General features: G+C 68.1%; 23 protein-coding genes. 10 read left to right on the forward strand and 13 right to left on the reverse strand.

All coding sequences use genetic code 11. The annotated features are described in order from the left end of the window. Window positions 1–96 precede the first annotated feature (96 nt). Window positions 97–699: a ribosome biogenesis GTP-binding protein YihA/YsxC gene (gene yihA / locus BLS66_RS19560; RefSeq protein ID WP_049466467.1), complete on the forward strand. Its 603-nt coding sequence runs from the start codon at window positions 97–99 to the stop codon at window positions 697–699. A gap of 72 nt (window positions 700–771) precedes the next feature. On the opposite strand, the gene BLS66_RS19565 is transcribed toward yihA, so the two are convergent. The 3 genes from BLS66_RS19565 to BLS66_RS19575 all read right to left on the reverse strand — a co-directional run bounded on the left by BLS66_RS19565 (window position 772) and on the right by BLS66_RS19575 (window position 3,660). Further along, a complete protein-coding gene (locus tag BLS66_RS19565; protein ID WP_074726593.1) occupies window positions 772–1,743 on the reverse strand; it encodes an MBL fold metallo-hydrolase in 972 nt (323 codons plus the stop codon). A 391-nt stretch (window positions 1,744–2,134) separates the two neighbouring features. Beyond that, a complete protein-coding gene (locus BLS66_RS19570; protein ID WP_049470390.1) occupies window positions 2,135–2,959 on the reverse strand; it encodes a helix-turn-helix transcriptional regulator in 825 nt (274 codons plus the stop codon). Then, window positions 2,956–3,660, reverse strand: coding sequence for a VIT1/CCC1 transporter family protein (locus BLS66_RS19575; RefSeq protein WP_074726594.1), 705 nt, complete (start codon window positions 3,658–3,660; stop codon window positions 2,956–2,958). Before BLS66_RS19575 ends, BLS66_RS19570 begins: the two co-directional genes overlap by 4 nt. Window positions 3,661–3,811: 151 nt before the next feature. On the opposite strand from BLS66_RS19575, the gene BLS66_RS19580 reads away from it, so the two are divergent. Continuing rightward, window positions 3,812–5,176, forward strand: coding sequence for a glutamate--cysteine ligase (locus tag BLS66_RS19580; protein WP_049470395.1), 1,365 nt, complete (start codon window positions 3,812–3,814; stop codon window positions 5,174–5,176). A gap of 91 nt (window positions 5,177–5,267) precedes the next feature. Here the strand turns inward: BLS66_RS19580 and BLS66_RS19585 are convergent, their stop codons facing one another. After that, window positions 5,268–6,326: an NAD(P)-dependent alcohol dehydrogenase gene (locus BLS66_RS19585; RefSeq protein WP_049470398.1), complete on the reverse strand. Its 1,059-nt coding sequence runs from the start codon at window positions 6,324–6,326 to the stop codon at window positions 5,268–5,270. Window positions 6,327–6,430: 104 nt separating this feature from the next. Here BLS66_RS19585 and BLS66_RS19590 point away from each other — a divergent pair, with 104 nt between their 5' ends. Beyond that, window positions 6,431–7,315 carry a LysR family transcriptional regulator gene (locus BLS66_RS19590; RefSeq protein WP_049470402.1) on the forward strand — a complete coding sequence of 295 codons (885 nt, stop codon included), beginning with the start codon at window positions 6,431–6,433 and terminating at the stop codon, window positions 7,313–7,315. 51 nt (window positions 7,316–7,366) lie between these two features. On the opposite strand, the gene BLS66_RS19595 is transcribed toward BLS66_RS19590, so the two are convergent. Beyond that, entirely contained in the window at window positions 7,367–7,783 is a 417-nt protein-coding gene (locus BLS66_RS19595) for a VOC family protein (RefSeq protein WP_074726595.1), read from the reverse strand. 59 nt (window positions 7,784–7,842) lie between these two features. Continuing rightward, window positions 7,843–8,946 carry an alkene reductase gene (locus tag BLS66_RS19600; RefSeq protein ID WP_074726616.1) on the reverse strand — a complete coding sequence of 368 codons (1,104 nt, stop codon included), beginning with the start codon at window positions 8,944–8,946 and terminating at the stop codon, window positions 7,843–7,845. 131 nt (window positions 8,947–9,077) lie between these two features. Here BLS66_RS19600 and BLS66_RS19605 point away from each other — a divergent pair, with 131 nt between their 5' ends. Further along, window positions 9,078–9,983, forward strand: a complete 906-nt coding sequence (locus BLS66_RS19605) for a LysR family transcriptional regulator (RefSeq protein WP_049470409.1) — start codon at window positions 9,078–9,080, stop codon at window positions 9,981–9,983. Here the strand turns inward: BLS66_RS19605 and BLS66_RS19610 are convergent. Further along, entirely contained in the window at window positions 9,965–11,005 is a 1,041-nt protein-coding gene (locus BLS66_RS19610; RefSeq protein WP_049470412.1) for a hypothetical protein, read from the reverse strand. The genes BLS66_RS19605 and BLS66_RS19610 overlap by 19 nt on opposite strands. A gap of 177 nt (window positions 11,006–11,182) precedes the next feature. Here BLS66_RS19610 and frmR point away from each other — a divergent pair, with 177 nt between their 5' ends. The 5 genes from frmR to BLS66_RS19635 all read left to right on the forward strand — a co-directional run bounded on the left by frmR (window position 11,183) and on the right by BLS66_RS19635 (window position 16,500). After that, complete coding sequence (frmR, locus tag BLS66_RS19615) at window positions 11,183–11,458, forward strand: formaldehyde-responsive transcriptional repressor FrmR (RefSeq protein ID WP_049470415.1); 276 nt, start codon at window positions 11,183–11,185, stop codon at window positions 11,456–11,458. Between the two features lie 58 nt (window positions 11,459–11,516). Next, window positions 11,517–12,626 carry an S-(hydroxymethyl)glutathione dehydrogenase/class III alcohol dehydrogenase gene (locus tag BLS66_RS19620; RefSeq protein ID WP_074726596.1) on the forward strand — a complete coding sequence of 370 codons (1,110 nt, stop codon included), beginning with the start codon at window positions 11,517–11,519 and terminating at the stop codon, window positions 12,624–12,626. An 8-nt stretch (window positions 12,627–12,634) separates the two neighbouring features. Next, a complete protein-coding gene (locus tag BLS66_RS19625; protein WP_074726597.1) occupies window positions 12,635–13,015 on the forward strand; it encodes a YqcC family protein in 381 nt (126 codons plus the stop codon). Continuing rightward, on the forward strand, window positions 13,002–13,832 hold the full coding sequence (fghA, locus tag BLS66_RS19630; RefSeq protein ID WP_074726617.1) for an S-formylglutathione hydrolase: 831 nt from the start codon (window positions 13,002–13,004) through the stop codon (window positions 13,830–13,832). Before BLS66_RS19625 ends, fghA begins: the two co-directional genes overlap by 14 nt. 1,222 nt (window positions 13,833–15,054) lie before the next feature. Beyond that, complete coding sequence (locus BLS66_RS19635; RefSeq protein ID WP_074726598.1) at window positions 15,055–16,500, forward strand: GGDEF domain-containing protein; 1,446 nt, start codon at window positions 15,055–15,057, stop codon at window positions 16,498–16,500. Window positions 16,501–16,777: 277 nt separating this feature from the next. Here the strand turns inward: BLS66_RS19635 and BLS66_RS19640 are convergent, their stop codons facing one another. From BLS66_RS19640 to BLS66_RS19665, 6 genes are all read right to left on the reverse strand, one after another. Then, entirely contained in the window at window positions 16,778–17,344 is a 567-nt protein-coding gene (locus tag BLS66_RS19640) for a DUF3916 domain-containing protein (RefSeq protein WP_083348187.1), read from the reverse strand. A 247-nt stretch (window positions 17,345–17,591) separates the two neighbouring features. Beyond that, entirely contained in the window at window positions 17,592–17,930 is a 339-nt protein-coding gene (locus BLS66_RS19645; protein WP_049469108.1) for a hypothetical protein, read from the reverse strand. A 77-nt stretch (window positions 17,931–18,007) separates the two neighbouring features. Continuing rightward, a complete protein-coding gene (locus tag BLS66_RS19650; RefSeq protein WP_074726599.1) occupies window positions 18,008–18,949 on the reverse strand; it encodes a DegV family protein in 942 nt (313 codons plus the stop codon). Between the two features lie 95 nt (window positions 18,950–19,044). After that, window positions 19,045–19,677 carry a 2-hydroxychromene-2-carboxylate isomerase gene (locus tag BLS66_RS19655; RefSeq protein WP_074726600.1) on the reverse strand — a complete coding sequence of 211 codons (633 nt, stop codon included), beginning with the start codon at window positions 19,675–19,677 and terminating at the stop codon, window positions 19,045–19,047. Between the two features lie 20 nt (window positions 19,678–19,697). Continuing rightward, a complete protein-coding gene (locus BLS66_RS19660) occupies window positions 19,698–20,981 on the reverse strand; it encodes an amidohydrolase family protein (protein ID WP_074726601.1) in 1,284 nt (427 codons plus the stop codon). Beyond that, window positions 20,981–22,390 (reverse strand): amidohydrolase, encoded by a 1,410-nt coding sequence (locus BLS66_RS19665; protein WP_074726602.1) that lies wholly within the window; start codon window positions 22,388–22,390, stop codon window positions 20,981–20,983. Before BLS66_RS19665 ends, BLS66_RS19660 begins: the two co-directional genes overlap by 1 nt. 152 nt (window positions 22,391–22,542) lie before the next feature. On the opposite strand from BLS66_RS19665, the gene BLS66_RS19670 reads away from it, so the two are divergent. Then, on the forward strand, window positions 22,543–23,319 hold the full coding sequence (locus tag BLS66_RS19670; protein WP_005419211.1) for an AMP nucleosidase: 777 nt from the start codon (window positions 22,543–22,545) through the stop codon (window positions 23,317–23,319). Window positions 23,320–23,343: the final 24 nt, after the last annotated feature.

Below are 23,343 nucleotides of genomic sequence, written 5' to 3' on the forward strand. Positions count from 1 at the left end.
CCGTTTCCGCGCACGGTCAACGCAGCAGTGCAGCAAAAATGCCGGCACGGGCCGCCGGCACGGGCGCGCGGCGCCGCAACATGCGATCCTAGGCATATGTCATTGCTCATCGAACGCGCCCGTTACCACCTCTCGGCCCACAATGTGCGGCAGCTGCCGCCCGATGAAGGGGCCGAAGTGGCCTTCGCCGGCCGCTCCAACGCCGGCAAGTCCAGTGCGCTCAACGCGCTGACCCGCCAGAACGCCCTGGCCCGTGTCTCCAAGACTCCCGGCCGCACCCAGCAGCTGGTGTTCTTCCAGATCACTCCGGACGCGCACCTGGTCGATCTGCCCGGTTATGGCTACGCCAAGGTGCCGCTGGACCTGCAGGCGCACTGGCAGGCCTTCATCGACAGGTATTTCCGCACCCGGGAGGCCCTGAAGGGGCTGGTGGTGGTGATGGACATCCGCCATCCGCTGAAGGACTACGACCGGCAGATGCTGGCTTATGCCGTGCAGCGCGGCCTGCCGGCGCACGCGCTGCTGACCAAGGCCGACAAGCTCAGCCGCAGCCAGCAGATGCAGACGCTGCAGAAGGTGCGCAAGGAGCTGCACTCGGCCTATGGCGACAGCGTCAGCGTGCAGGTGTTCTCCGGCGAAGACCGCACCGGCGTGGACGAAGCCCGCGGCGTGATCGGCGGCTGGCTGGGGCTGGAATAAGGCTCTCCGGTCGCCCGGCTGGCAGCCGGGCGCTACCCGATCGGGTGGGTGCCGACCTTGGTCGGCACACCCTCACAACGGCGAATACTCCGCCGGCACCCACGCATAGGCCTGGCCTTCGCTGCGCACGTGGCCCAGGCCCGGGAACGGCAGGTGTGCACCGGCCACCCACCAGCCGCGGGTGGTGGCCTGCTGCAGCAGGCTCCGGCGGCTGGCGATGGCCGCCTTGCGGTCCGAGTCGGCCTCGAACGCCGCCTCCGGATGCGCGAACTGCACCGCGTGGAAGTGCAGCACATCGCCCCACACCAGCAGTGACTGGCCCTGGCTGTCGAACCGGTAGGAGACATGGCCGGGGGTATGGCCATGGGTATCCATCGCTACCGCGCCACCGGGCAGGGCATCGCCGGGGCTGAAGGTGCGCAGGTGGCCGCTGGCCTGATACGGCGCCACCGCGTTGCGTGCCAGCGGGAAGGCGAAGCGCACGCCCTTCGGCGCGGTGGCCTCGCTGGCCGGGTTGAGCCAGTAATCGGCATCCGCCTTGGACAACCACACCGTGGCATTCGGGTAGGCCGGCTTGCCCTGTGCGTCGAGTACGCCGCACAGGTGGTCCGGATGGGCGTGGGTCAGCAGCACCTCATCCACCTCGGACGGGTCCACGCCGGAGGCACGCAGATTGCCCAGCACCTGGCCCAGGCCGGGGCCGAAGCACTGCGCCGTGCCGGTGTCGACCAGGGTGAGGTGGTTGCCCTGACGCACCAGGAAGGCGTTGATCGCGGTCTGCAGGCCTTTCTTGTCTTCCGGTACGTAGCGGCCTTCCAGCAGGCGGCTGACCAGCGTCGCTGGCACATCCACCACTTCCTGGCGGCCCAGCGCGACCACGCCATCGAACAGCGCGGTGACCTGCAAGGTGCCGACGCGCTGGTGGTAGACGCCGGGTACCTGCTGGGTGGGCGCGGGCGAGGTGGCTTCGGCCAGCGCAGCCAGCGGCAGGGAGGACAGGGCCAGCAGCAGGGCGCCGCGCAGCGGCAGGGGGTGCAGGGTCATGGCGGTTCTCGGTGAACGGGTGATTCCGTGGTGCCAGCGTGCCGTGACGGGCGTATGCGCGGCGCTCAATCCGCTGCGCGGAATGCTCAGGGAAGGGGTGTTGTCTGCAGGGCTGCGCCCTGCACCCGCAGAGGCAACGGCAATGGCCGAAGCAACAGCAACAGCAACAGCGGGCTATCCGTGGGATGGCGGGGTGGGTCCGGTTGCGGGGGACGCCGCAAGTCCCACTCCGGGGCCCAGCCGCCAGCGGCTGGGCCGGACCGCGGAGCGGGGTTTACGGCGTGTCCTGCCCACCCACACCTCCCCGCCATCCCACGGAATGCACGCTGTTGCTGTTGCCGGCCAGCGGCCGGCACTACCGAAGCAGGGCTGCAAGCCCTGCCGAACCCCCTCAAATGTCGGTCGGAGCCAGTCCGTACTGCTCGGCGAAGCGCTTGCTGAAACTCGCCGCAGACCGGTAACCCGCGCGTGCGGCGACGGTCTTCAGTGGCAGGTCGGTGGTGTAGAGCAGCTGCATGCCATGCGCCAACCGCGCCTCGGTGAGCAGCTGGCGCAGGCTGGTGGCTTCGGCGGCGAGGCGGCGGCGCAGGGTGGCGCCGCTCAGCGCGAACTGCGCTTCCACATCACGTGATTGCCAGTCGCGTGCCGGTTCGGCGGCGATGCGGTCGCGGATCTGTTCGCTCAGGCTCGGCGCCTGCGGCAGCAGCAGGTTGCCATGACCCTGGCGGCACAGGGTCAGCACCAGCGAGGCCAGGGCCAGTCGCGCTTCGCTGTAACGCCCGTCCTGCAGTGATTGCCGCCACTGGCGCAGCACCACGGCATGTTCGATCAACGGCAGCCGCGCCATCGCCGGACCCTGCGCGGGAAGCTCTTCGTTCCAGAGCGTACGCGCCGCCGCCAGCACTTCGGCGCAGAGTGGCACGATGGCACTGAGGTAGCGGCCGCTGCAGGGATCAGGGGTGTTGACCACGTCGATGCGGCACCGCTGGGTCAGCAGCAGGATGTCGCCGGGAACGAACGTCAGCGACTGGTGTGCAGTGCGCACCTGCTTGCGGCCTTCCAGCAGGATCGCGAACTGCGGCTGCGGAACCTCTACCGAACTGGCGCCATGCTCGCGGCGCGCGGTGATGCAGGCGTAGCCCTCGGCGCGCCCGCAGCCGGCCAGACTGGCCATCTCGGCCAGCACTGCGGTGGCCGGTGGCAGCATGCCGGTCATGACACCTGGGCACCGAACAGGCGACCGACGCCGGCCGCCGCAGCCATCGCCAACGCGCCCCAGAACATCACCCGGATCGCGCCGCGCACAGGCGGTGCACCCCCGGCCCGGGCTGCCACCGCGCCGGTCAGGCACAGGCCGAGCAGGGTGCTGGCAGTGGTCATCAATGCGACCTTGTCGACCGGCGCCAGCAGGGCGGTCAGCACCGGCAGTGCTGCTCCGCAGGTGAACGCACCGGCCGAGGCCAGCGCCGCCTGCAGCGCGCGCGCGCGCAGGGTGTCGGTGATGCCCAGCTCATCGCGGGCGTGGGCACCCAGTGCATCGTGGGCGGTCAGCTGTTCGGCCACCTGCCGGGCCAATGCAGGCTCCAGGCCGCGGTGGCGATAGATCGCAGCCAGTTCCTCCAGCTCGCTGTGCGGGTCTTCGCGCAGTTCGCGCGTTTCCATGGCCAGGTCGGCCGCTTCGGTGTCGGCCTGGGTCTGCACCGAGACATACTCGCCGGCGGCCATCGACATCGCGCCGGCCACGGTGCCGGCCACGCCGGTGGCGAGGAGGGTGGCAGCGGAGGCGCCGCTGGCCGCCACGCCGACCACCAGGCCGGCCACCGAGACGATGCCATCGTTGGCGCCCAGCACGGCGGCACGCAGCCAGCCGACGCGCTCGGAGCGGTGCAGTTCGGGGTGTCGCGAATGGCGGCTCATGCGCTGAGTGTACGAGGGTCAAGAGGGCGTCGGTAGGATGCTGAAACCCGTCACCGTCGCATGACGCAACGGGGTGCCACGCTATAGTGCGCCCTTGCGATGGAAGGCCGCGAGCCCCACATCCCCCGCCACCGTCCAGCGAGCCTTCCCCTTGTCGAGCCCCAGCCACGTCGCCGATACCCCCATTACCGACCGCTCGCAGCTGGTGGAGGTGATCGCCTCCGGCGAGAAGCCCCGCGCGCAGTGGCGCATCGGCACCGAGCACGAGAAGTTCGGGTTCCGCCTGGATGACCTGCGCCCGCCCACGTTCGAGGGCGAGCGCGGCATCGAAGCGTTGCTCAACGGTTTGGTCCGCTTCGGCTGGGAGCCGGTGCAGGAAAACGGCAACACGATCGCGCTGCTGCGCGACGGTGCCTCGGTGACGCTGGAACCGGCCGGACAGCTGGAACTGTCCGGCGCGGCGCTGGAGACCATCCACCAGACCTGCGTGGAGACCGGCACCCACCTCAACGAAGTGGCACAGGTGGCCGGCGAACTGCAGCTGGGTTTCCTCGGCATGGGCTTCCAGCCGAAGTGGAAGCGCGATGAAATGCCGTGGATGCCGAAGGGGCGCTACAAGATCATGCGCTCGTACATGCCCAAGGTCGGCTCGCTGGGCCTGGACATGATGACCCGCACCTGCACCGTGCAGGTGAACCTGGACTACGCCACCGAAGCGGACATGGTAAAGAAGTTCCGCGTGTCGCTGGCGCTGCAGCCGATCGCCACCGCGCTGTTCGCCGACTCGCCGTTCACCGAAGGCAAGCCGAACGGCTACCTGAGCTACCGCTCGCACATCTGGACCGACACCGACGCCGACCGCACCGGCATGCTCGACTTCGTGTTCGAGGATGGCTTCGGTTACGAGCGCTATGTCGACTACCTGCTCGACGTGCCGATGTATTTCTCCTACCGCGATGGCATCTACCACGACGCCAGCGGGCAGAGCTTCCGCGACTTCATGCAGGGCAGGCTGCCGGTGTTGCCGGGTGCGCTGCCGACCCTGCGCGACTGGTCGGACCACATGACCACCGCGTTCCCCGAAGTGCGCCTGAAGAAGTACCTGGAAATGCGTGGCGCCGATGGCGGCCCGTGGAGCCGCCTGTGTGCGCTGCCCGCGTTCTGGGTCGGCCTGCTGTACGACGACACCGCACTCGATGCTGCCTGGGACCTGGTGCATGACTTCACCCTGGCCGAGCGCCATGCGCTGCGCGATGGCGTGCCCAAGCATGCGATGAACCTGCCGTTCCGCAATGGCACGGTTCGCGACCTGGCCCGGGAAGCGGTGAAGATTTCGGTGGAAGGCCTCAGGCGCCGCGCGGCGCGCAATGCCGACGGCCAGGACGAGAGCAAGTTCCTGGACGTGCTGCAGGAGATCGTCGAATCCGGCCTGACCCCGGCCGAGCGCAAGCTGGCGCTGTTCCATGGCCGCTGGCACGGCGACGTCGATCCGGTGTTCCGCGAATTCGCGTACTGATCGCCATGCGGGGGTGCCGGCCAGCGGCCGGCACTACCAGAAGAAAAACCCCGGCATTGCCGGGGTTTTTCATTTCCACATCTGTGTTGGATCAGGCGGCGTCCTTCATCGTCGCCATGTCGATCACGAAGCGGTAGCGCACATCGTTCTTCGCCATGCGTTCCCAGGCCTCGTTGACGTTCTTGATGTCGATGATCTCGACATCGCTGACGATGCCGTGCTCGGCGCAGAAGTCCATCATTTCCTGGGTTTCGGCCATGCCGCCGATCGCCGAGCCGGTCAGGTGCTTGCGGCCGAAGATCACGCTGCCACCGGTCAGCGGCGGGTCCAGTTCGGTCAGTACGCCGACCAGGCACATGGTGGCCTCGCGCTTGAGCAGGCCCATGTACGGGTTGGTGTCATGGCCGACCGGGATGGTGTTGAGCAGGAAGTCGAAGCTGCCGGCGTGCGCCTTCATCTGCGCGGCATCGCGCGAGACCAGTACCTCATCGGCGCCCAGGCGCTTGGCATCGGCACCCTTTTCCGGCGTGGTGGTGATCATCACCACGTGCGCGCCCAGTGCCTTGGCGAACTTCACGCCCATGTGGCCGAGGCCACCGAGACCGATCACGCCCACCTTCTGCCCCGGACCGACCTTCCAGTGGCGCAGCGGCGACCAGGTGGTGATGCCGGCGCACAGCAGCGGTGCGGCCGCCTTCAGGTCGAGGGTGTCGGACACCTTCACCACGAAGCGCTGCTCGACCACCACGTGGTCGGAATAGCCGCCGTAGGTCGGCGCGCCGGTTTCGCGTTCACGGCCGTTGTAGGTCCAGGTCGCACCCTCGGCGCAGTACTGCTCCAGGTCGTGCTGGCAGGCGTCGCAGTGGCGGCAGGAATCGACCATGCAGCCGACGCCGGCGTGGTCGCCGACCTTGAAGCGGGTGACGTTGCTGCCGACTTCGGTCACCCGGCCGATGATCTCGTGGCCCGGCACCATCGGGTAGATCGAGCCACCCCAGTCATCGCGGGCCTGGTGCAGGTCGGAGTGGCAGATGCCGCTGTAGAGGATCTCGATGCGCACGTCGTCTGGGCCGACCGCGCGACGTTCGAACGCGTAGGGCACCAGCGGGGCGGTATGTGAATGGGCGGCGTAACCACGGGCGAGGGACATGGGGAATCCTTGGCAGGGTTTATCGAAAGGCGCTTTACAATACGCCCCATGCCCAGTGGCAAGAAGCGCGGATATCGGCATGATTCATCAAGTGAAACTGCACAATGGCCACTGACAACCTGACCCATCTGGCCGCGTTCGCCGCAGTTGCCCGCCATCGCAGCTTCCGCCGCGCCGGTGCCGAACTGGCATTGTCGACCTCGGCGGTGAGCTATGCGATCCGCGCGCTGGAGGAGCGGCTGGGCGTGGGCCTGTTCCATCGCACCACCCGCAGCGTGGCCCTGACCGAAGCCGGGCAGCGCCTGCTGGAGCGCTTGCAGCCGGCGTTGGGGCAAGTGCACGACGCACTGGAAGAAATGAACCACTTCCGCGCCGCCCCGGCCGGCTTGCTGCGCATCAACGCCACCCGCGCGGCGGTGCCGACCCAGTTGGGGCCGCGGCTGGCGCGCTTCCTGCACGCCCATCCCGACGTGCGGGTGGAGCTGACCGAGAACGATGGCCTGGTCGACATAGTCGCCGAAGGCTACGACGCCGGTGTGCGCCTGCACGAGTTCGTACCCGAGGACATGGTGGCGGTGCCGATGGGCCCACCGCTGCGTGGCTTGATTGTCGGCTCGCCGGACTACCTGCGGCGGCGCCCGGCGCCACAGCATCCGCGCGACCTGGCCGCGCACGAATGTATCCGCTTCCGCTTCGCCAGCGGGCACCTGTACAAGTGGCAGTTCGAGCGCGGTGGGCAGGCGCTGGAGATCGATGTACCGGGGCGGCTGACCCTGTGCGAGCAGGGCACGATCGTGCGCGCCGTTCTGGATGGCATCGGCCTGGCGTACGTGCTGGAAGACACGGCAAGGCCGTACATCGACTCGGGGCAGATGGTGGCAGTGCTTGAAGACTGGAGCGAACCGTTCGCCGGATTCGCGCTGTACTACCCGAAGCAGCGGCAGATGCCGGGCGCGCTTCGGGCGTTCGTGGATATGCTGCGGGCGTAGTGGCGGTAAGGGATGCAGTGCCGACCCACGGCCGGCACCCACCCCAATCGCTCATGTCACCAGCGCGTCGTAGCCTTCGCCACTGAACTGGATCAGGCAGAAGCCGTGCCCGAACGGATCGGCCAGCACGGCGATGTGCCCCCAGCGGCGTTCGCGCACCGGCTGTTCAACGGTTGCCCCGGCTGCAACCGCACGTGCCAGCGCGGCTTCGATGTCATCCACCACCCAGTCGAGGTGCAGCGGCGTCCAATGGCGCTCGTAGTCGCGCACGTCGCCGTCTTCGGTGGCGGCGCTGCCGGCGTCGTTGTGCAGCAGGTAGAGCGGCGTGGGTCCACCGAGCAGTTCCACCGCGCCCGGGCCGAGACGGCGGCCGGTGCGCAGGCCGAAGGCTTCCGTGTAGAAGGCTTCGGCGGCGGCGAGATCGGGGACGTCGAGGTTGACGATGAATGATGCGGTGGGCGTATCCATGGGCAGATCCGGTGGATGCGGGCGGGCAGTGTACGCCCGCATCCATGCGGGGCGTGGATCTATCGTGCGCGCGGGTAGTCGAGGTAACCCGCTTCGCCGCCCCCGTAGTAGGTGGTGCGGTCCGGAGTGGCCAACGCAATGTCGCGCTGCAGGCGCTCGACCAGGTCCGGGTTGGCGATGAACGGTTGGCCGAACGCGGCCAGGTCGATGGTGCCCGCCTCGACCAGCTGCAGCGCGCGTTCGCGGGTCATGCCACCGGCCACGATCAGGGTGTCGCCGTAGGCCTGCTTGAACTGCTGCAGGAAGGCCTCGCCCAGCACCGACTGGCCCGCCTGCAGGTTGTCGTTGAGATGCACGTAGGCCAGGCCGCGTTTGCCCAGTTCCCCGGCCAGGTACAGATAGGTGGCTTCGTTGTCGGGGTAGAACGGCATGTCGAAGGTGAGGTTGTTCGGTGCCAGGCGCACGCCGATACGGTGGGCACCGATGCGCTGCGCCATCGCATCGACGGTGTCCAGGATCAGGCGCGCACGATTGGGCAGCGAGCCGCCATACCGGTCCTCACGCTGGTTGATGAGCGGGTTGAGGAACTGTTCGAACAGGTAGCCGTTGGCAGCATGCAGCTCGATGCCGTCGAAGCCGGCCGCGATGGCGTTCTCCGCGCCGCGCACGAAGTCGTCGACGATGCCGGGGATCTCTTCGGTGGCCAGCGCACGCGCCGAAGTGGGATCGGCATGGCCGCGGCTGCCGTCGTCCAGGTAGACGAACGAGGTGTTCTTCGGTGCGCTGGCGACCGGGCGAGTGCCAGCGCTGACCGGTTGTCCGCCATCGGGCTGCAGCGAGGAATGCGACATGCGGCCCACATGCCAGAGCTGGGCGAAGATCGTGCCCTGTTCGGCATGCACGGCCTCGGTCACCTGCTTCCAGCCCGCCACCTGCTCGGCCGACCAGATGCCCGGCACGTCGATGTACCCCTGGCCCTGCGGCGAGACCGGGGTGCCTTCACTGATGATCAGGCCAGCGCTGGCGCGTTGCTGGTAGTACTGCGCGGTGAGCGCATTGGCGACCGAGCCGGGGTTGCGGGCACGGGTCATCGGGGCCATCACGATGCGATTGCGCAGGAGGGTGCCTGACAGGTCGAAGGGGCGGAACAGAGTGGCGGTCATGTCGGTCATCTCGGTGCGGGGGGAGGAGCGCCAGCGGCGCGATGCCCACAGGATGGAGTTGACATGCGGGCGCATAAAGCGCTTCGATCTCCCTGAGTGTGGGACTATTTGTCCCCAATGTGGGGGAAAGAATGCTGCCGCTGGAATCATTGAATGGCCTGGTGACCTTCGTTACCGCGGCCCGCTCGGGCAGCTTCACCGAAGCGGCCGATGCACTGGGCGTCTCACGCTCGGCGGTGGGCAAGGCCATCGCCCGGCTGGAAACGCGGCTGGGCGTGCGCCTGTTCCACCGCACCACGCGCCGCATCGCGCTGACCACCGACGGCGAGGCGTACTACGCGTCGTGTGCGGCGGCGCTGGAAGAAATCTCCGCCGCCGAGGCCTGCCTGGGTTCGGCCGGCCTGCCCAGCGGGCGGCTGCGCATCGACATGCCGTCCTCGTTCGGGCGGCTGGTGGTGTTGCCGGTGCTGCTGCGGTTGTGCCGGCAGTACCCGGACCTGCAGCTGACGATGACCTTCACCGATCACTTCGTTGATCCGGTCGAAGAGGGCATCGACCTGCTGATCCGTTTCGGTGGGCTGCACCACGCAGAGCACCTGGTCGCGCGCCGGCTGGGTCGCCAGCGCCTGGTCACCTGTGCATCGCCGGAGTACCTGCAGGCGCATGGTGTGCCTGCGACCGTGGAGGAACTGGCACAGCACCGCAGCATCGTCGGCTTCCGCCACGGGCAACCGGTGGCGTGGCGGATTGGCAGTGATGATGCCGAAGGAACGTTCATCCCGAATGCGGCCTACCAGCTCAACGACGGCGATGCAGTGATCGACGGCGCCATTGCTGGGCTGGGTATCTGCCAGATGCCGGAGTCACTGGTGCGCCGGCACCTGGAATCCGGCGCGCTGCAATCGGTGCTGGATGCGCACATGCAGCGGCATATCGACATCCATGCGCTGTGGCCGCCAACCCGCCACCTGCGGCCGAAGGTGCGTTATGTGGTGGATGAGCTGGCGCGGCTGGCGGCTCAGGGATTGTTTGACTGAGCCGGGGCTGCCACGTCGGGTGCGCCATCGAGCGTGTTGCGGGGCGGGAACGCCATCATCCCTGCCAACTGGCAGTACGCGGCAGCATCCAGGAAGGTGGTGGGCACATGGTCCTCAAGCTGGCGGACTTTGCGCAGTCCTTCGATCGGTTCGAGGATGGCCGGAAAATTCTTGTCCTGCTCGTCCAGGACGCGGTCAAGCCGGTCTTTCAGCGGGCTCTTGTAGAAGAAGTCCGGCAGCACGATGCACATCTGGGTGCCGGGCCGCGAGGCGATCTCGCGCATCGCCGTTTCGAATGCGTCGGCATGTTCGGCATCGTCGATGCGCAGCTGCAGGTCCTCCGCCTCGCCGACCGGGCGGTAGTACACGCTGCCCGGGCGGAACAGGAAGGTATACAGATGCGTTCCTTCCACCTTGTACGTCTTTGGTGAGCGTTGCCGCTGCAACTCGGTGGGGAGTGGCACTGAGCGCCCGTCGGCCAGCAGCAGCCTGGCGTTCATGCCGCAACTGCTGCCGTCGGTACCGAACGATACTTCGTAGTCCAGGCCGGGTTCCGGCGTCAGCAGGAGCGAGGGCGGCAGCGTGAAGCGCAGGTCGCGAACCCTTTCGCCCGCGGGAACGCAGCGGCGATTGCCCTCGAAGTTGGCCATCACATTGACCAGCTGGCCCGGCACCAGTGCGAATTCGCGATAGAAGGGCTTGCGGATACCGCCCAGCGTACCGGTGGCGAATGACTCGGGCATGCCGATCGAGGTGCTTTCATTGCCGGTGGCCAACGAGGCGAGCGTGCTGAACACACCCTTGGACGCCTTGCTCTCCACCCTGACCACCTCGGCTTCGGCGCCGCTGCGCGTGTGGTTCTTGCGCATCGCCAGATACTGGCCATTGGCACTGAACAGGCGGATGCGCGCCGGTTGCTGCAGATCCACCTGGGCCGTCGCGTCAGTGGGGGCCTGCTCGGCCAGTGCGGGGAATGCCAAGGCCATGGCCAGGCAGGCGGGCAGCAGGAGGCGCACCATCATCAGAACTCCGTGTCATTGCCGGCGACTCATTCGCCATCAGGCACCGGGTAGCGGCTGCGTGGCGGCGTTCTTTAGCCCGGCTCTGCCGGCGGATCACGATGACGGCAGGGCGCGTCGGTGACACTGGCAGGGTGGCCGTGTATACTATCCCCCAGTATAGTTCCGAAGTGGCCCGCCATGCCGCACTCCCCCGAAGAGAAGAAGAAGGTCCTGGCCCGCGTGCGCCGCATCCGCGGCCAGTGCGATGCGCTGGATCGCGCGCTCGAAGCTGGCGCCGACTGCGGGCCGGTGCTGCAGCAGATCGCCGCCATCCGTGGCGCGGTCAACGGCCTGATGTCCGAGGTGATGGAAGCCCATCTGCGCGAGGAGTTCGGCCAGCCCGCCGCCTCCGACGCACAACGCGCCGAACGCGTGCGCGACATGAGCGCGTTGATCCGCTCGTACCTGAAATAAACGACGGCGCAACAGTGCGCCGCCCATCCTGTTACTGCCTGCCCTTGGAGAAGCCACCATGAAGTCCCGTGCCGCCGTCGCCTTTGGTCCCGGCCAGCCGCTGCAGATCGTCGAGATCGACGTCGCCCCGCCGAAGAAGGGCGAAGTGCTGGTGAAGATCACCCATACCGGTGTCTGCCACACCGATGCGTTCACGCTGTCCGGCGATGACCCGGAAGGCCTGTTCCCGGTGGTGCTGGGCCATGAAGGCGCCGGCATCGTGGTTGAAGTGGGCGAGGGCGTGACCAGCGTCAAGCCGGGCGACCACGTGATTCCGCTGTACACCGCCGAGTGCGGCGAGTGCCTGTTCTGCAAGAGCGGCAAGACCAACCTGTGCGTGTCGGTGCGCGCCACCCAGGGCAAGGGCGTGATGCCCGATGGCACCAGCCGCTTCAGCTACAACGGCGAGCCGCTGTACCACTACATGGGTTGCTCGACCTTCAGCGAGTACACCGTGGTGGCCGAAGTCTCGCTGGCCAAGATCAACCCGGACGCCAACCCGGAGCACGTCTGCCTGCTCGGCTGCGGCGTCACCACCGGCATCGGCGCGGTGCATAACACCGCCAAGGTGCAGGAGGGCGACAGCGTAGCGGTGTTCGGCCTGGGGGGCATCGGCCTGGCGGTGATCCAGGGTGCGCGCCAGGCCAAGGCCGGCCGCATCATCGCGGTGGACACCAATCCGTCCAAGTTCGAACTGGCGCGCGAATTCGGCGCCACCGACTGCATCAACCCGAAGGACTTCGACACGCCGATCCAGCAGGTCATCGTTGAAATGACCACCTGGGGCGTAGACCACAGCTTCGAGTGCATCGGCAACGTCAACGTGATGCGCGCGGCGCTGGAATGCGCGCACCGTGGCTGGGGCCAGAGCGTGGTGATCGGCGTGGCCGGTGCCGGGCAGGAGATCTCCACCCGCCCGTTCCAGCTGGTGACCGGCCGCAAGTGGATGGGCACTGCCTTCGGCGGCGTGAAGGGCCGCAGCCAGCTGCCGGGCATGGTCGAAGACGCGATGAAGGGTGATATCGAACTGGCGCCGTTCGTCTCCCACACCATGGACCTGGACAAGATCAACGATGCCTTCGACCTGATGCATGAAGGCAAGTCGATCCGTTCGGTGGTCCATTACTGAGCCGCGTCATGGGCTGGCTGGATGCCCTGCGCCGGCCGCGTGCGGAAGACCCGCGCGCGGCCCTGGTCGACCCGATCGAGCAGGCGCTGCGCGCGCTGGGCTGGGTCGACGGCGACGTGGGGCCACCGCGTGCGGTGGATTCACCTTTCGGTATCGACGAGATGCCGTTCGAGCACTGGCTGGCACAGGTGTTCCTGCCGCGCCTGCACGAAGCCCGCGCCGACGGCCAGTGGCCACCGCGCAGCGACGTGGCGGTGGCGGCGTACCGCAACCTCGACGGCCAGCCCGGTGTCGAGCCGCTTCTGCACCTGCTTTCGCAGCTGGATGAACTGATCAATAGACGTGCCGGCCGAGGCCGGTGCGCAGGAGAGCCTGATGGAACGCATTGAACACCGCGCCTGTTTCGGTGGCTGGCAGGACGTCTACCGCCATCATTCGACCACGCTGGGCTGCGACATGCAGTTCGCCGTGTACCTGCCGCCGCAGGCGGAAACGCAGACGCTGCCGGTGCTGTACTGGCTGAGTGGGCTGACCTGCACCGAGCAGAATTTCATCACCAAGGCGGGCGCGCAGCGTTATGCGGCCGAACACGGCGTGATCATCGTCGCGCCGGATACCAGCCCGCGCGGTGATGACGTGGCCGATGCCGAAGGCTACGACCTCGGCAAGGGCGCGGGGTTCTACCTCAACGCCGCCCGCGCGCCCTGGGCGAAGCACTACCACATGCATGACTACGTAGTGCACGAGCTGCCGGCGCTGATCGAAGCGGAGTTCCCGGCGACCCGCGCACGCGCCATCAGCGGTCACTCGATGGGCGGCCACGGTGCGTTGGTGATCGCGCTGCGCAACCCGGGGCGCTACCGCAGCGTGTCGGCGTTCTCGCCGATCGTCGCGCCCAGCCATGTCCCGTGGGGGCAGAAGGCGTTCACTGCCTATCTGGGTGACAACCCGGCCGACTGGGCGCAATGGGACGCCTGCGCACTGATTGCCGCGGCCAGCGAGCGGCTGCCGTTGTTGGTCGACCAGGGTGAGGCGGACGAATTCCTGCAGACCCAGCTGCAGCCGCAGCGCCTGCAGGAGGCCTGCGCGTCGGCCGGCCATCCGCTGACCCTGCGCCTGCAGCCGGGCTACGACCACAGCTACTACTTCATCGCCAGCTTCATCGGCGAGCACATCGCCCACCACGCCCGCGCCCTGCACGGCTGACGCCTTGCCGGTAGTGCCGGCCGCTGGCCGGCAACCTGCCGGCCCGTGATTCCCTCGGATGCCCGCCAGCGGCCGGCACTACCGTGGCGGTGCCCGCGGCGTGTTGTTTTGCCGCAGTGGATCACGCCGCTGTGGCGTGCCGGCCCATCACGCCTACGCGCTCGACGCCTGGGGGCCTTTCCGGTAGTGCCGGCCGCTGGCCGGCAACCCCCCGCCGCCCCGTGATTTCCTCGGATGCCGGCCAGCGGCCGGCACTACCCTTGCGGTGCACGCGGCGTGTTGTTTTGCCGCAGTGGATCACAGTGGTGGCATGCCAGCCCCACCACTCCCACGCGCTCCGCGCCCGGGGGGCCTTCCGGTAGTGCCGGCCGCTGGCCGGCAAACTGCCGCCGCGTGATTCCCTCGGATGCCGGCCAGCGGCCGGCACTACCGTGGCGGTCCACGCGGAGCGTCGTTTCGCCGCAGTGGATCACGCGGTGGTGGCGTGCCAGCCCCACCACGCCCACACGCTGCACGCCTGAGGGTTTTCCGGTAGTGCCGGCCGCTGGCCGGCAACCTGCCGCCCCGTGATTCCCTCGGATGCCGGCCAGCGGCCGGCACGACCTTGGCGGTGCACGCGGAGTATCGTTTTACCGCAGTGGATCACGCCGCTGTGGCGTACCGGTCCATCACCCCCACGCGCTCCACGCCTGAGGCCTTTCCGGTAGTGCCGGCCGCTGGCCGGCAACCTGCCGCCGCGTGATTCCCTCGGATGCCGGCCAGCGGCCGGCACGACCGTGGCGGTGCACGCGGCGTGTTGTTTTGCCGCAGTGGATCACGCCGCTGTGGCGTACCGGCCCATCACCCCCACGCGCTGCACGCCTGGGGGCCTTCCGGTAGTGCCGGCCGCTGGCCGGCAACCTGCCGCCGCGTGATTCCCTCGAATGCCGGCCAGCGGCCGGCACTACCCTGGCGGTGCCCGCGGCGTGTTGTTTTGCCTCAGTGGATCACGCCGCCGTGGCGTGCCGACCCATCACACCCACACGCTGTACGCCTGAGGGCTTTCGGTAGTGCCGGCCGCTGGCCGGCAACCTGCCGCCGCGTGATTCCCCCGGATGCCGGCCAGCGGCCGGCACTACCGTGGCGGTGCGCGCAGCGTGTTGTTTTGCCGCAGTGGATCACGCCGCTGTGGCGTGCCGGCGCGCTATCGTGCGCCCATACGGCCTTGCGGATGGGGGAAGGCATGCCGGTAGTGCTGGCGCTGCTGTATGTGCTGTGCCATGGGCTGGTGCTGGCCCTGTGGCCCGGTCCCGCCGGGGCGGGTTCCTTCGTTTTCCTGACCGGCGCCCCGCTGCTGGCTGCGATCGCCTGCCTGTGGCGGGCCCGCCGCGACCGCGCGGCACTGGGGTGGCGCGCCACGGCGCTGGCCCTGCTGCTGTGGGCCGGCGGCATGGCGTTCAACATGATTGACGCCCTGGGCGCCGGGCGTGCCGATTTCACCCCGCGCGCAAGCCTGTTCCTTTATGTGCTTTACGGTGTGCCCCTGGTGTTCATCCTGGCCCGGGCGCGCCGGGAACGGGTCAGCATCAGCCTGATCGATGCGGCGATGGCGGCGCTGCTGGGCGTGCTGTTCTTCGTGCACGCGCAGTCGTTTGCCGCCCGCGTTGACATCGACGACCACGCGCTGGCCAACATGCAACGCATGTTCGATATCCAGAACCTGTGCATCGCTGTGTTCGCGGTGGTGCGCTGGCTGGCCGGCGACGTTCCCGAGCGGCGCACCTTTTTCCGCGCGCTGGCGATGTATGCGGTGACCTACCTGTTGGTGGCGTACTACATCAACCACTACACCTCCGGCGATGCGTTCGGTGCCTATGCCGACCTGCTGATCGATCTGCCGTTCCTGCTGCTGGCGCTGCTCGCACTCAGCCAGGCACCGGCGCGGGTCCTGGCGCCGCATCCGCGGATGGCGCGCACGGTGCAGGCGGCCGGCCCGATGATCCTGCCGCTGCTGCTGCTGGTGGTAGGCACGCTGGTGGTCGACCACGCCCGGCCTCTGGCCGTGAGCGGGTTCGTGGTGGCGACGCTGGGGTTCGGCCTGCGCAGCATCCTGCTGCAGGTGGACCTGATGGAACGGCAGGCCTCGCTGGACCAGTTGGCGCGCCAGGATGGCCTGACCGGCGTGGCCAACCGGCGCGAGTTCGACGCGCTGCTGCTGGCCGAGTGGAACCGCGCACGGCGCAGTGGCACCGAGCTGGGCCTGCTGCTGTTGGATATCGATCATTTCAAGGCCTTCAACGACCGCCACGGCCATCCCGCCGGCGACCGCTGCCTGCAGGCCGTGGCAGCGGTCCTGAAGGCGAGCGCCGGCCGCGCCGGTGACCGTGTTGCGCGCTACGGCGGCGAGGAATTCGCGGTGATCGTGCCCGGAACCGCGCTGTCGGGCGTGCTGGCACTGGCCGAGCGCCTGCGCGAGGCGGTGGCGGCGCTGCCGCTGCCGGAAGGGGCGGTCAGCATCAGCATCGGCGTGGGCTATTTGCATCCGCCAGCGATGGCCAGCGCCGATCAGCTGCTGGCCGACGCCGATGCCGGCCTGTATGCCGCCAAGCGTGCCGGCCGCAACCAGGTGGTCCTGCATGCGCACGTGCTGGATGACGAGGGCAACGCGCACGGAACCATGGACTGTTGAGCGGACCAGCCCGTCACGCGCTGCTGCCCGTCGCCGCCAAACCGCCTCATCCTGTTCGGCCAGGCCAATCCGGCTCGCCGCTGGTCGTACAGAACCAGCCTGTTTGGGGTTCCGGCCATCCAAGGACATCGCGCTGTACAGTCAGGCCGGGGCTGCGATCGTGCGCATAGCGCTGTACCGCGCGCTGGGTAGCGGCCGCCACTACCCGGCGGTTCGGTAGTTGCCAACCTTGGTTGGCAGCGCTTCCCGGAAGCGCCGACCGAGCTTGCGTCCTCGTTCACCAACGCCTGTCGGCGACCTCGCCGTAAAACCAGTATTCCTGTTCCAGACCGTCATCGTGGTCGGTGGGAGGAATGCTGACCTGCACACCTCGCTCCTCAACGCCTCGAGGTAGGACGAGCTGCCATTCGGCGGAAAGGCTGCGCGAGGTGATGGCGGTGACCTGGCCATCCGCTGTCGAGGCGACGTGGCCCTGGAAGTACGCTTCGTCCAGGTAAAGGCAAATCTCGCTGGAGAACATCCCCGGCTGGGCGATGCAGCAGGTTACCCGCACAGTAGCCTGTGAAGCGGGCCGCGACTGGATTAGATTTGCGCAGGCGCTGATGAGCGATTGGGCGCAGGCACGCTGGATTCTCAGGGTGGTGGCCGGGCCTTCGATCAGACCTGCTCGGGTCGGAACCTTGTAGTTCCAGTAGCGAGCTTGACTGCCCAGCTCCTCCGACGAGGGAAACGCACCGCTGAAGCAGTCAGCCCAATGCTGCAGGTCGCGTAGTCGGCGTGGGGCATCGCGCAGCTTCTTCTCGCCGCGCGTACCCGGCCGGGTGATGGCATCTCTGTTTCTCATTCCCATAGTGTGCCAGCCACATACGCGGCGGGTTGGAAAGCGCCAACCAAGGTTGGCGCCTACCGGAGCAGGCTTCAGTAGCGCCGGGCCATGTCCGACGGTGCATCAGTAATTGCCACCCTTGGTTGGCAGTCGTTTGTGCAAGCGCCGCACAAGGTTGGCGTCCACCCAAGCATGGTCATCGGCACCGGGTCGATCACGACACGGGCACGTTAGCGCCGCGCCGTGCCCGGCGGGGTAGGGTGCCTCAACGCACGTCGCGCAGTTCCCAGTGGCTGCCGGCCAGCAGGCGCAGGCGCTGCTTGAACACATCGCTGTCGATGCGGGTGGTGGCCACCAGGTTGATGCGCAGGTCCTTCTGCTCACCGGTCACGGTGGCCTCGGGATCGGTTGCGCCCCACTGCGGCTCCACTGCATCCGGGTCGGGCTGCTTGGCCTTCCAGCGTTCGAACAACGTGCCGCTGCGCAGGGCATCCTGCAGCTCCTCGGCGAAGCCGGCGGCGCCCTGCGAATGGAAGGACAGGTCAGGGTCGTTGCCGCGTGCCTTGGACGGGTCGGGCAGGCTGATGTGGTACTGCGCAGGCATGGTGTTCTCCTTGAAGTGCGGCAAGGCTGGCACAACCGCGGTGGAATCGATGTGCAGAGTTCCGTGGGGGTTGGCCTTCATTCAAACCGATGCGGTCCATCGGCAAAGCCCACGGTGACCGCGCCCTTGCCGACGTTGACCATGCCGGTCAGGCTCATCACCGTTTCGTACACGGTTACGCCGTGGCCGGCGCAGACGTCCTTCATCTGGGCGTAGCCGGGCAGGGCGCGCAGTTCGTCCAGTTCACCGCCGTAGCTGATGCACACCGTCGGCGTCATCAGCCCGGCGCGCACGCGCTGGCCGACCACCGCAAACAGCTTCTGCACGGCGTTGTCAAAACCCTTGATCTTGGCCACCGGCCCGGTCTCGCCGCGGTAACCGTGCAGCACCGGCTTGATGTCCAGCGCACTGCCCAGCGCCGCGCTGAGCAGGCCGACACTGCGGTCACCCTTGTGCCGCGCACGTGCGCGCATGTAGTACAGGTCGCGGGTGACCATGTAGCCGTGCACGTTGCCGGCCAGTTCTTCCAGGCGTTCGCGGATCTGCTGCACGCTGGCGCCACTGGCGCGCAGGCATACCGCTTCCACCGCAGTCACCGCCTGCGCGGCGAACAGGTTCTGGGTGTCGAGCACGCGCAGCGCGAACGGCGAGTTGTGGCCGGCCGCCTGCCGCACCGGCTTGTAGTCGTTGAGGATGGCGAAGCTGGCCTGCAGCGCGTTGTCGTGGATCGGGCTGCGGGTCTTGGTGATGGTCATGCAGAACACGTGGTCGTAGTCGATCACCAGTTGCTGCAGGAACAGGTCGCGGATCTGGTTGACGCTGAAGGGAATGGTCTCCGCCTCGGCGCCGTGCTCGGCCACGTGCGCGTGCAGGAAGCTCAGGGTGGCCTGCTCATCGCGATGATCGGCCAGCACGGCTTCGCCGATCCGCACGGTGATCGGCAGCAGCACGATGTTGTGCTCGGCAATGAAGTCCTGCGGCAGGTCGCAGGCCGAGTCGACGACGATTCCGATGCGCATCCGCGGCTCCCCCTCCAGGGCGGTTGTAGGTTCGGAAACGTGAAATCTATCTCAAAATCTGGCGTGGCGCGCGCGGCAAATGCGCCACGCCCTGTTCAGCGACTGCGCTGCACCGCCACCGGAAGCTCGGCCAGGCGCTGCCATTCGGGCTGCCGCAGCAGGTCCGGGTCGGCCAGCACCGCCGCCATCAGCGGGTGGGCATCGTTGCCCCAGAACAACTCGCTATCGATGGCCAGGGTGGGGACGCCGAACACGCCGGTGGCAATGGCGGCCTCGGTGTTGCGGCGCAGCTGCTCCTTGACCGCCGGCGCGGCGATGGCACTGGCGACATCCTCGATCCCCAGCCGCGCAGCCGGTTCGCGCAGGGCCTCGGCACTGTCGCCCGCGTGCCCCTCGCGCCAGATCCAGTCGAACAGTACGTCCACCGCTTGCGTGCCGGCGCCAGCAGCCAGGCACAGCCGCAGGGCGGACAGCGGGTTGAACGGATGGCCCGGCGGGAAGTGCAGCGGCGTGCCCTCGGCCTGCGCGGTCCACAGCAGCTGGCGGTACATGAAGCGGCGCTTGGCCGGAATCTCGGCCGGCCCGAGATTGCCCAGGTGGTGCAGCACGGCGCCAAAGGCGATCGGCACCGGCTGGATCCGCGGGAACTGGGGCAGCTGCTTCAGCTTTTGCCAATGCAGGTAGGAGTACGGCGAAACGAAGTCGAAATACCAGCGCAGGGTGGCCATGGTGGTGTCCTTCAATGCGGTCAGGGCTGCGCGTTGCGCTGCAGGTAGCGGTCACGCAGTTCGGTCTGGCGCGAGCGCATCGGCATCGCCCGGCCGCCCAGCCAGACGTGTTCGGCATAGTGCGCCACGTCCAGCGGGTCGCCCTCCCACAGCACCAGGTCGGCACGCTTGCCCGGCTCGATGCTGCCGATCTGGTCGGCCACGCCGAACGCCTGCGCCGGCACCCGGGTCAGCCCGGCCAGGCCGTCGGCCCAGGGCAAGCCGTTGGCCACGGCATTTCCGGCCAGCTGGCGCATCTTGCGTGCGTTGTGCGAAGCATCACCACGCTGCACGAACGACACGGCCACGCCGGCCCGTTGCAGGCGTGCCGCGTTTTCCAGCGTGGCGCCGATCTGGTCGAAGCTGGCCGGCAGGTTGGACAGCACGTCGACGAATACCGGCACCTGCGCGGCTGCCAGCTCCGGTGCCAGCTGCCAGGCTTCGCTGCCACCGGCAATGGCGATCTTCACCTTTTCGCGGGACGCCCAACGCAGCAGCTGGCGGATGTCCGCGGCGCGGTCCACCTCCACCACGATGCGGCCCTGGCCGGCCAGGTAACGGCCCAGCGTGCGGCGCCCGGCCGGCGTCAGCAGCGCGTGCGGCGAGTCGGCGGCAACCTGGCCGCGCGCCTCGTCCACCATCTGCTGCAGCAGCATCCACTGCGCAGCGCGCGAGTGTCCGGTCAACTCCACCGCAGCCGACCCCAGGCGCAGGAACAGCGCGCGCGGGCCGAGCGGGTCGGCGCCGCCGTCCAGCCGCATCACACCGCCCTGGCCAGCAACGAAGCCGCCACCGGTGGCGGCCCCCAGCGCAGTGAAGCCGATGCCATCCAGGCGCGCCACCGGGATCAGCACCGAGGCCGGGTTGTAGGCCAGGGTGACATCGAATTCGGGGCGCAACGGTTGTTCGCCGATCTTCAGCGTGCTGTCGACCGTGCTCGCTTCGCCGGAGACTTCTTCGATGCCGATCTCGGTGATGCCCCCGAACAGCGCCGGCGTCAGCGGACGCCCATCGGCGTCGACCACGGTTGTGCCGGCCGGGGCGGACAGGCCGCGGCCGACCGCGCGGATGATGCCGCCCTGCACCAGTACGTCCGCGCCCTGCAGGCTGCCGCGCGCGCTGGCCGTGTGCACGGTCGCGTTGCGCACCAGCAGGTCCTGCGCCTGTGCGGATGCGGAGAGGCAGGCCAGCACCATGACCGTCGCGCCGAGCCATGCCCGGCGGCCCTTCGCCGCAGACCGCACCAACTGCTTGAGCGCCACCATCAGTGCACCTCCTGGCCAAGCTGGAAATCGGAACGTGGCGTGGCCGCAGGTACGCTGCGGTCGTACAGCCGGCGGCCGTCGATGAAGACCTGCTCGGCCAGCGCGTAGGAGCTGAAGGGGTTGCCGTTCCACACCACCACGTCGGCCATCTTGCCGGCCTCCAGGGTGCCGGTCTGGCCTTCGATGCCCAGCGCCTTGGCGGCGTTGGCGGTCATCCAGGTGATGGCGTGTTCGGGGGCGATCTCCGGCATGTGCGCACGGCGCGCGGCCGCGATCACCTTGGCCGCTTCCTGGTTCAGCCGCTGGATGCCTTCGGGTGAATCGGAATGGACGATGGCGCAGCTGTTCTTCGGCCGGTCGACCAGTGCGATGTTCTCCGGGATGCCATCGAAGGCTTCCATCTTGAAGCCCCACCAGTCGGCCCACAGCGCACCGCAGACGCCGTCGGCGGCCAGCCGGTCGGCCAGCTTGTAGGCCTCCACGCCGTGGTGGAAGGCCGACACCTTGAAGCCGAATTCCTTGGCCAGGTCGAGCATGGTGGCCATCTCGTCGGCGCGGTAGCAGTGGATGTGCACGCGGATGTCGCCTTCGATCGCGCCGGCCAGCGTGTCCAGCTTGAGATCGCGCTTGCCGCCGGCATCACCGGCGCTGTCGCCCTTGTCGCTGCCGAACCAGCCCTTGCGCTTGGCCGGCTTCGGTTTGTTCTTGGCGATGTAGTCGGCGGCATCGATGAAGGCGGCACGATAGCCGGCGACGTTGCCCATCCGCGTGGCCGGGGTCACGCCCTTGCCTTCGCCGTAGACCCGCTTGGGGTTCTCGCCACAGGCCATCTTCAGTCCCCACGGTGCGCCGGGAAACTTCATCGCCTGGTAGGTGATGGCGGGGACGTTCTTCAGGGTCACGCCGCGGCCACCGACCAGGTTGGCCGAGCCCGGCAGCACCTGCATGCTGGTCACGCCGCCGGCCAGCGCGGTGGCAAAACCCGGGTCCTGCGGCCAGACCGAGTGCTCGGCCCAGACGTTGGCGGTGACCGGCGCGGTCATCTCGTTGCCGTCGCTGTGCGCGCCGACGCCCGGGCTGGGGTACACGCCCAGGTGCGAGTGCACGTCGATCAGGCCGGGGGTGACCCACTTGCCCTGCGCATCGATGCGGGTGACGCCGGCGTCGGCCTGCAGCTGGCGGCCCACGGCGGCGATCCGGCCCTCGCGCAGCAGCACGTCGGCGTTGTCCAGGCGCTGGCCGGTGCCGGTCAGCACGGTGGCGTTCTGGATCAGCACCGGCGCATCGGGATGCGCCTGGTAGGTGCTGGGGTAGGGATCGGCGACGAAGCGCGAGGCACCTGTCGCGGGTGCGGTTGCCAGTGAGAGCAGCGCCAGCCCCAGGCTGGTGCGCAACAACGGTGATGCCATGCAGTTCCCCTCGCAGCGTGATCCAGCCGCCGACGCTAGCCGGGCGATGGCGGGCTTGCCAAGTGACCTTCTTCACAGGCCTGCCGACGGTCGCTCGACGGCACCGGCCGGGTGGCTGAAACTATGCGGTCCCCCGCCGTACCGGACTGCCCATGAAGAGCAAGCAGGAAATCGTCGACAACTGGCTGCCGCGTTACACCGGCGTGCCGCTGGACCAGTTCGGCCAGCACATCCTGCTGACCAATTTCGGCGGCTACCTGCACACCTTCTCCGCGCTGACCGGGGCCCCGGTCATCGGGCTGGACCGGCCGATGGCCAGCGCCACCATCGATGGCATCACCATGATCAACTTCGGCATGGGCAGCCCCAATGCCGCGATCATCATGGACCTGCTGTCGGCGGTGATGCCCAAGGCGGTGCTGTTCCTGGGCAAGTGCGGTGGCCTGAAGCGCAAGAACCAGCTGGGTGACCTGGTGCTGCCGATCGCGGCGATCCGCGGCGAGGGTACTTCGGGTGACTACCTGCCGCCGGAAGTGCCGGCGCTGCCCGCCTTCGCGCTGCAGCGTGCGGTCTCGACCATGATCCGCGACCTTGGCCACGACTACTGGACCGGTACCGTCTACACCACCAACCGCCGGGTCTGGGAGCACGACGAGGCCTTCAAGGAGCGGCTGCGGGCGATGCGCTGCATGGCCATCGACATGGAAACCGCCACCGTGTTCGCCGCTGGCTTCGCCAACCACATTCCCAGCGGCGCACTGCTGCTGGTGTCGGACCAGCCGATGATCCCCGACGGGGTCAAGACCGAGGCCTCCGATGCCAAGGTCAGCTCCCAGTTCGTGGAAAACCATATCCAGATCGGTATCGAGGCGCTTAAGCTTATCCGGCGCAACGGCAAGTCGGTCCGCCACCTGCGCTTCGACGAATGATGATGATGGCCTGGCGCGGCGCGC

Origin of the sequence: Stenotrophomonas pavanii (assembly GCF_900101175.1) — a bacterium.
Lineage (GTDB): Bacteria > Pseudomonadota > Gammaproteobacteria > Xanthomonadales > Xanthomonadaceae > Stenotrophomonas > Stenotrophomonas pavanii.